This is a genomic window from Microcoleus sp. LEGE 07076 (assembly GCF_015207455.1).
Lineage (GTDB): Bacteria > Cyanobacteriota > Cyanobacteriia > Cyanobacteriales > Microcoleaceae > Microcoleus.
The window spans coordinates 1-8800 of sequence record NZ_JADEWV010000229.1 but is presented as its reverse complement, the minus strand read 5'-3'; the positions used below and the strand labels follow the sequence as shown (position 1 = coordinate 8800).

Here is an 8800-nt window from a genome sequence, read left to right as displayed (position 1 = left end):
AGCCCGTCCAGACCAGAAAGGACGGGCTCTCCCGCCCATCCCACAATTATGTGTAAATTATTTAATTCACAATCCTAAAAAGACTTTTGCAATCTTGTCTATTAATCAAGATAGGACTAAAGTCCTCACTACTAACCAATTTTATGATAGTCGATCGACCGCACATCAAATCAATTTGTAACATACACCTTTTTCAAACTGCACTGGCTTAAAAGCAGGGTCAAGATTAACTGTTGTTTCTCCTCCCCCTAAAAATAAATAGCCATCAGGCCGCAACACCCGTCGCACTCTCGCTAAAATCGATTTCTTTGTCTGAACATCGAAATATATTAAGACATTTCGCATAAAAATAATGTCCATTTGAGGCATTGATCCAAAGGGTTCTGTTAAGTTAATCTGGCGAAATTCGATCGCAGAGCGAATCTCTTCTTTAATCTGCCATTCCTTGCCGCAATCGCGGAAGTATTTCTGCAACAATGCTGTTGGCAAACCGCGCACTACTTCGTGCTGCACGTAGCATCCTGAACTTGCTCGCTTCAGCATGGCTGTAGAGATGTCGCTACCAATTATTTGCACTCGATTTCTCGCCAATTGCGGAAAATATTCGCGCAGCAGCATCGCAATACTGTAGGGTTCTTGCCCGCTGGAACAAGCAGCACACCAAATATTCAAAGTGTCCTCACCCGGGAGCTGTTTTAACAATTCGGGAAATACTGATATTTTTAATATCTCGAAGGGGTTGATATCTCGAAAAAAAAATGTCTCGTTCGTCATCATTGCTTCAACAATCGATTCGCAAAGCGGGTTAAAACGCTGTTGTTTTATTTTTTTTAACTCTGCAACTAACCGACTGACGGAATTCGTTCCGGCTTGTTTTGCTAATATCCCTAAACGTGATTCAACGAGGTACATTTTATCTTCGGAAAGGAATACGCCGGTGCGATCGTACACGAGTTTTCGGATGTAATCAAAATCTGCAATAGTTATCGGCATGGTAATTGAAGGAAGAAGGAAGAGGGAAGAAGTCATTAGTCATTAGTCATTAGTCATTAGTCATTAGGAAGAGGGAAGAAGGAAGAAGTCATTAGTCATTAGTCATTAGTCATTAGTCATTAGTCATTAGTCATTAGTCATCAGTCATTAGTCATTAGTCATTAGTCATTAGTCATTAGTCATTAGTCATCAGTCATCAGTCATTAGTCATCAGTCATTAGTCATCAGGAAGAGGGAAGAAGGAAGAGGGAAGAAGGAAGAGTTGACAGTTGACAGAAGGAAGAGGAAAAAACAGTTATTCGTGCATCGACTAATGACTACTGTTAGCGAGAACTTAAGAGCGCACTAATAACTAAGGTTCGCGAGCAGAGACTACTGACTACTGACTACTGACTACTGACTACTGACTACTGACTACTGACTACTGACTACTGACTACTGACTGCTAAAATCTACAACTCGCTCGACATTTAAAAATAGGAGCAACTGCCCTTGTAGCTTGTATGCTCCTCGAATTAGCGGGCGTATTTTGCTGGTAAAAGTATCTGGAGGAGTTTCAAAATCTGCTTGAGATACTTCCAAGACATCTCCAATATCATCGACCAACCAACTGACTGTTTCATCTCCTGTTCTGACAATCACATTTAAAGGCAGTTGTTCGACTGGTCGATCGCACAAATATAATCGCCTCCGCAAATCAATCGCCGTGACAATTTGCCCCCTTAAATTGATTAATCCGCCCACTAATGCGGGTGCTAGCGGCACTCGCGTCATCTCCTGATAGCGGATGATTTCTTGGACTTTCTCAACTTCTATGCCTAAAAATAGGCTGTCAACGAAAAAAGTACAAAGTAGAGTTTTTTCAGGCATTGTTTAATTATTCCTTTAATAGCCCGATCGGGTGCTTGCTAACATCTGCTCGACTCCGAATAAATTGTTGTTAATTATTGCATCGACACTGAGGATTTCAGTAACTTGGCCCTGAATCACAGCACAATATGAAATTCCTGCTTGAGTAGCTGCACCTTTAATGTCGATCGACTGTTCTACAATATCCACGATGCGATCGACTACTAAACCGACTTGGTGCTGCTCGCCGACCGACACCACGACTAACGGCAGTTTATCACTTGCTGCGCGCGATCGCCCGTCAAGACCGTCGGGCAAATTCGCCGCACCGCCACCGCCACCAAACACCGCCGACAAATAAATCACCGGCATAATTTGGTTGCGGTACTGCACCACCTGCTGCTTTCCGACTCGCTCCAAAAGATGGTGGGGAAACTCTTCCAAGCGGCAAACTCGCGATAGGTGAATCGCCATCCGCCGATTTTCAGGGCCCTGAAATACTAGCAACTGCTGCGGGGGTTCTGAAGATTCCCGCCGACTGTTTTCGTCAGCTAAAATCGCCTTTTCTTGAGCCTCCGTCATGTGGGTTTGCTGAGCTATCCCGTGCAAGTCCAAAATCAAAGCAACTTTACCGTCGCCCATGATAGTTGCTCCCGCAAAACAAGCTAGAGATTTTAGTTGTTTTCCTAAAGGTTTAACCACAATTTCTTGGGTGTCGTTGATGGCATCTACCACCAATCCAAAAGGTTTGTCGGTAGCTTGCACCACAACAATGTTCAAAGCCTCGTCTGGGTCGAATCGGGATTTTTTTTCCTTTTCTACAATTCCTGTTTCTAACTGCAATTCTCGGTTCAAATAAATCAGCGGCAGCAGTCGCCCCCGCAACCGATACACTGGCGTTCCGTGAAACATTTCGATGCTTTTTATTTGTTCTCCTTCCAGTCGCAGCAGTTCTAGTAAATTGACTTGAGGAATCGCGTAGCGATCTCCTCCTGTAGTAATAATTAATGTTGGAATAATCGCCAAGGTTAAAGGAATTTTGAGCTTAAAAGTCGTGCCTTTGTCTACTTGACTGTGAACGTCGATCGTGCCGCTGATTTTTTCAATATTTGTCTGCACCACGTCCATTCCCACTCCCCTACCGGAGATGTTGGTGATTTTTTCGGCTGTGGAGAAACTGGGCAGAAAAATCAAATTTAGTGCTTCGCGATCGCTCAATTTCGCTGCGTCAACAGCCGAAAACATTCCTTTTTGCACGGCCTTATTTCTCATCCGATTCGGGTCAATTCCCCCGCCGTCATCGGAGATTTCAATGTTTACCTGACCGCTTTCGTGATAAGCTCGCAGCAGCAGCCTCCCGACGGCGGGCTTGCCTTTAGCGACGCGCACTTCTGATGTTTCGATCCCGTGATCGAGGCAGTTGCGGACTAAGTGGGTTAGCGGGTTGGCGATCGCCTCGATTAAGGTTTTATCTAATTCTGTTTCTTCGCCTTCCATCTCTAACTGTACTTGTTTTTCTAAGGCGAATGCTGTGTCGCGCACTACGCGGGGAAATTTATTCCAAATAGTGCGAATTGGCTGCATTCTGGTCTTCATTACTCCTTCTTGCAATTCGGAAGTAACTAAGTTTAAACGACCAGATACTGATTTTAATGTATCGTCATTTTGGGAGTTTGCTGTTTGCGCGCTGGCAAATTCTAAGATTTGGTTGCGGCACAAAACGAGTTCCCCTACCAAGTTCATTAGTTTGTCTAGCAAGCCGACATCTACTCGGATTGCTGTGTCGGAAATTTTGAATTTATCGCCTTCGGTATCTACCGCAGTTACCTGTTCTGTGGCGGTATTGTTAACAGCGGGAATTGGCAATTGGTCGATCGACAATAAACCGTCAACACGCAAAGACTCTGCTGTCAAGTCTAATTTTTCCGGTTCCTGGGCGGCAACTTCTGAAATGGCGGCAGTGGATAAAGACGCGCTCGACTGCAATTGAGACTCGGCACCGGATGCTTGGAGTTGCAAAAGTCGATCGAGCAATTCGGTGTGGGCGATCGGACTTTCTTCTCCGGTGGTTTCGAGCGCCTCCATGTGCGATCGCACCGCGTCGATTGTCGATAGCAAAGCGCTAGCAATCTCCGGAGTCATTGCAATTGTGCGATCGCGCAAACGGCTGAGCAAATTTTCTCCCGCGTGAGCCACCGACTCGAGTTTTTCCACTCCCAAAAAACCGCTATTACCTTTAATCGTGTGCAAGCTGCGGTAAATCCGGTTCATCACCTCGGGATCGGAATCGCTTTGTTCTAAAGCTACTAAATCCTCCTCAATTTGGTTGAGATATTCATAGCCTTCAATCAAAAATTCCTTGACATCTTCATCAATTTCCATCGAACCCGTTCCTTTTTCCTCGGTTTGACGCTGGATTACAATAAACGATCGAATAGTTAAAAATTAAAAACTGTAGTGCACTCTGTCAGCATTGCTCTCGATCGGGCGATCGCAGCTAGATGATTGCCAACTTGACCAAATTAGTATACTATATCTATACAAATTAGCAAAAATTATTAACATCGCAGCCTTCCAGTCGTGTTTCTGAACTCACGTCACAAAAAATCTGGCTCGGCGTTTACCGTACCAAGTGACAAGGGCGATGCACGGCTTACACACTCTTAGCGCGCCCAAACCCCGTTTCTTCCTAAATGCCTGTCCCCAAACCTCTTATTTATCATATAAACCGGGTTTATTGAGCCAGCGATCGGATAGAAGCTGGCAGAATAAAGGAATATAATTTTTAGGCATTGTTACCTCCCAACCTTTTTTTTAATAACTTATGAAGTATACATGAATTTAGTCAAATTTTAACCTGATACAAAATGCTAGAACAAATAGAAAAAGCCCAAGAAAGATTCAGCGTTCTCGATCGAGTTCCCATCGGATTGTGCGTCACCACTAGCGATTTTATCGTACTGTTTTGGAACCGCACTTTAGAGCAGTGGACAAAAAAGATCAAAAAAGAAATAATCGGAACCAACCTCAAAACTCACTTTCCCCAACTCGACGAACCTAAATATGAAAATCGCTTCAAACAAGTATTTAACAACGGGTTGCCCGCCGTATTCTCTGCCAAACTGCACCATTCCTTGATTGAATCAAATCTACCCAACGGCAAACCGCGAATTCAAAATACCAACGTCACTCCCATACCAGCAATTAAAGGAGAAGGCTTCTATGCTTTAATCGCGATTCAAGATGTTTCCGAAGTAACGCACCGCATCCAAACCTACCAGCAAGAAATTAAACACCGATTAGTAATAGAAGAAGAACTCAAGCGCGCCAAAACCGACGCAGAAGCTGCCAACCGAGCCAAAAGTGAATTTTTGGCAATGATGAGCCACGAAATTCGCACGCCGATGAATGGCATCGTCGGCATGACTGATCTGCTGCTAGACACGCAACTGTGCCAAAACCAGCGCAATTTTCTGAATATAATTCGCACCAGCGGCGATGCTTTGCTGGCAATTATTAACGACATCCTCGACTTTTCTAAGATAGAAGCAGGCAGGATGGATCTAGAAAAACAACCTTTTAATCTCAGAAACTGTGTCGAAGAAGCTTTAGATTTAGTAGCCATGAAAGCTGCCCAAAAACAGCTCGAATTAATCTGCGAATTCGAGGCGGGTGTCCCCGCTTTCCTGTACGGAGATGTCACCAGACTGCGACAAATTTTGATCAACTTGCTCGGCAATGCTATCAAATTTACTGCCAGAGGCGAAGTGGTAGTTAAAGTAACAGCTAAATTGATAGCCGACAAGGATCTAGAAGTTACCCAAACAAAGTTGGTTGCTGAGACAAATCTTGAGTTGGACAGCGAAGCATCGAGTCAGAAACCTGCTGTAAATCCCGCCGCGCCACAATCCGGCGCTGCCGATTTTCACGCTCTCGAACAATCAGCAAGTAGCAATTACGAAATTCAATTTATTGTCAGGGATACAGGCATCGGAATTGAACCCGATCGCACAAACATACTATTTAGAGCCTTCAGTCAAGTTGACAGTTCCACAACTCGCAAATACGGCGGTACTGGCTTAGGTTTGGCCATTAGCAAGCGCCTCAGCGAAATCATGGGCGGCACTATGTGGGTAGAAAGCGAAATTGGCAAAGGTTCTAAATTTTATTTTACCATCAAAGCTCGGCCAGCAGCCGCTCCGTTACAAACATTAAACCTGAATGCACCCCAGCCTCAACTAGCAGGTTTGCGGTTGCTGCTAGTAGACGACAATGCCACTAACCGCAAAATTCTGATCCTGCAAGCTAAGTCTTGGGGAATGGTTGTCCGCGCTGCCAAATCCGGCGCGCAAGCGCTGAAAGTGCTGCAACATGAAACTATGTTTGACTTAGCGATTTTAGACTTTCATATGCCAAAAATGGACGGAATTACTTTAGCTCAAAAAATTCGAGAACTTCCTCAAGGTCAAAATTTACCTTTAATGATTTTGAGTTCTGGCGGCCGGCCATCGACGCGGGAAGTTCAAGGGCGAGTTGAATTCGCAGCTTTTATATACAAACCAATTAAGCAAGCACATCTCCATGAAGTTTTGCTCCGCATCCGGGGCGGAGAATGCAGCACAAATCAACCGTGTTTTATTGGAGCTCAATTTAATCAGGAATTAGCCCAAAAACGGTGTTTAAAAATTCTGTTAGTAGACGATGTAGATGTCAATCAAATGGTAGCAGGGCAGATGCTGCAAAAGTTAGGTTACAGTGCAGATTTTGCCTGCAGCGGGCAAGCTGCTTTAGATGCTTTGGAGCGTTCGGAATACGATATTGTGTTTATGGATATGCAGATGCCAGAAATGGACGGGCTGGAAACTACTCGCCTGATCCGCCAGCGATTTTCGGGAGATTTTTTATTAGAAAATTCTCGCGGCGAAGCTGCTTTTTTACCCGCCCGCGAGCAAGTCAACAATCCAAAATCGACTCGCCCTTGGATTGTGGCGATGACGGCTAATGCTATGCAGGGCGATCGCGAACTTTGTTTAGATGCTGGGATGAACGATTATATCACTAAGCCGGTGCGATTGCAGGCAATAGTTCAAGCGATCGCTTTGTACGATCGACAAACCGAGCAATCCAATTTCAATCCTGTGCAGAACAATTCACAGGCCCAGCCGACAGACTCTGCTTCCCAAGCTGCGCCTGGAAACGAGATGACAAATGTTGCACCCGCAGTTGACGAAACTGCCTTAGCAGAGTTAAAGCATTTAATCGCCCGTGCTGGTGTTTTAATTTCCCAAATAGAAGTTGGAAATCAATCGGAAGCAGCAATTTTGCCTCCTAATTCTGGGGAAATTCTAGCAGTTGCTGACAATATTCAATTTCCAACTTTAACTGCGGTGGCTGAACCCAATTTAGAGGATAAGAAATCCCCAACTTCACCGCCAGCAGCGCCGGAAAAATCTCTACAAACAGCAGAATCAAAAATCGAAGTGCCTCCTCTTGACAGTCAAACTTTTGAAGAATTGACGGAGTTATTGGCAGAAGAAGCTGAAGAATTTTGGATCGAACTCGTTGATAAATTTATGGAAGTAGCACCGCTAAAATTGCAGGAACTCGCAGATGCTGTCAATCAAGCAGATGCTGCGGCAATTAAAGCCTTAGCTCACGCTCTTAGAGGTGCTTGTACGACAGTTGGAGCTATGCCTTTGTTTCAATTGTGCGCGCAGCTAGAACAGATGGCTCGAAATGAAAGTCTCGCTGAGAGTGAGGTTCTGATGCGTAAAATTGCAGCCGAGTATCAGCGGGTAAAAGCGGCTTTGCTATCTAGTTACTGAGCGGCTGTACTGCATTTAGGATCGCGAATTAAATAATTTACACATATTTGTGGGACGGGTTCTCCCTCCCATCCCACAATAACAATAAAGATTGTAAGTTATTTAATTATCATTCCTTAAATTCTATGTTTCTGTCCCCTATTCCCTACTCGCCGTGAATCCTGATCCCCCTCGAATGTCACAGACAATCTCGATTGCACAGCACCGCGCGCGCCGCGGGACGCCCGTTTTCCCCAAAATCTTCAACATTTTAGGCCATTTAGCCAATGACAAAACTTGAGATTTTCTCAGATAATCTGATACAATTCTCAACATAATCTCCCAAGTAGCGCGGCGACTATATCGCTAACTTTTCAAATACTTTGTCAAAATTTGCCAGTATAAAAAGTTACATTTGCTGCGTTATTTGTCGAAATTTAATTTTTCGATCGAGTATTATCTTATACACTTGTTAACAATGACTTTGGTGCGATCGATCGACGGTGAACTTATCTATCTCAACGCAGAAATTACATCTGCTTCTGACTGAGAACTTGATACTATCTTCAAATTACCATGATTAGTGCTGACTTTAGAAAAAACGCGCCAACCGCGCCCCAAATTCTGATCGTAGATGACGAAGCAACCCAGCAGCTATTTACGCGCCGGATCATGGAAAAAGAAGGCTACCAGGTAACTGAGGCATCAAACGGACAAGAATGTTTGGACATTTGTCAAAAAAATCTCCCAGATATTGTCCTATTGGATGCGATGATGCCTGTAATGGACGGTTTTACTTGCTGTGCCCAACTCCAGGCTAATCCCAAAACGCAAAAAATCCCGGTGCTGATGATTACAGCACTAGATGACAAAAAATCTGTAAATCAAGCTTTTGAAGTAGGAGCAACAGATTATGTGACGAAGCCGATTCACTGGCCAGTGCTGATTCAGCGAGTCCGGCGCTTAATTCAACAGTCTCAACTTTACAGGGAGTTGATTGAAAGTCAACAGAAAACTCAAAAATTATTGCTGAATATTTTACCAGAGTCGATCGCGCTCCGGCTGCAAGCAGAATCAACCCCAGACTTAGTAATTGCCGATCACTTCCCCAATGTCAGCGTCTTATTTGCTGATCTGGTAGGGTTTACCAAGAA

Annotated in this window: 5 protein-coding genes; 2 read left to right on the top strand and 3 right to left on the bottom strand. The window is 44.4% G+C overall.

All coding sequences use genetic code 11. The features are described 5' to 3' along the window. Positions 1–165 precede the first annotated feature (165 nt). The 3 genes from IQ270_RS25500 to IQ270_RS25490 form a co-directional block, all read right to left on the bottom strand. On the bottom strand, positions 166–1029 hold the full coding sequence (locus IQ270_RS25500) for a protein-glutamate O-methyltransferase CheR (protein ID WP_228056692.1): 864 nt from the start codon (positions 1027–1029) through the stop codon (positions 166–168). Between the two features lie 399 nt (positions 1030–1428). Next, positions 1429–1863, bottom strand: coding sequence for a chemotaxis protein CheW (locus IQ270_RS25495; RefSeq protein WP_193975964.1), 435 nt, complete (start codon positions 1861–1863; stop codon positions 1429–1431). Between the two features lie 15 nt (positions 1864–1878). Continuing rightward, a complete protein-coding gene (locus IQ270_RS25490; RefSeq protein ID WP_193975963.1) occupies positions 1879–4224 on the bottom strand; it encodes a chemotaxis protein CheW in 2346 nt (781 codons plus the stop codon). Between the two features lie 485 nt (positions 4225–4709). Here IQ270_RS25490 and IQ270_RS25485 point away from each other — a divergent pair, with 485 nt between their 5' ends. Both IQ270_RS25485 and IQ270_RS25480 read left to right on the top strand, forming a co-directional pair. Further along, positions 4710–7667 carry a response regulator gene (locus tag IQ270_RS25485; protein ID WP_193975962.1) on the top strand — a complete coding sequence of 986 codons (2958 nt, stop codon included), beginning with the start codon at positions 4710–4712 and terminating at the stop codon, positions 7665–7667. Between the two features lie 555 nt (positions 7668–8222). Next, on the top strand, positions 8223–8800 hold a 578-nt coding region (locus IQ270_RS25480; protein WP_193975961.1), incomplete at its 3' end, for a response regulator.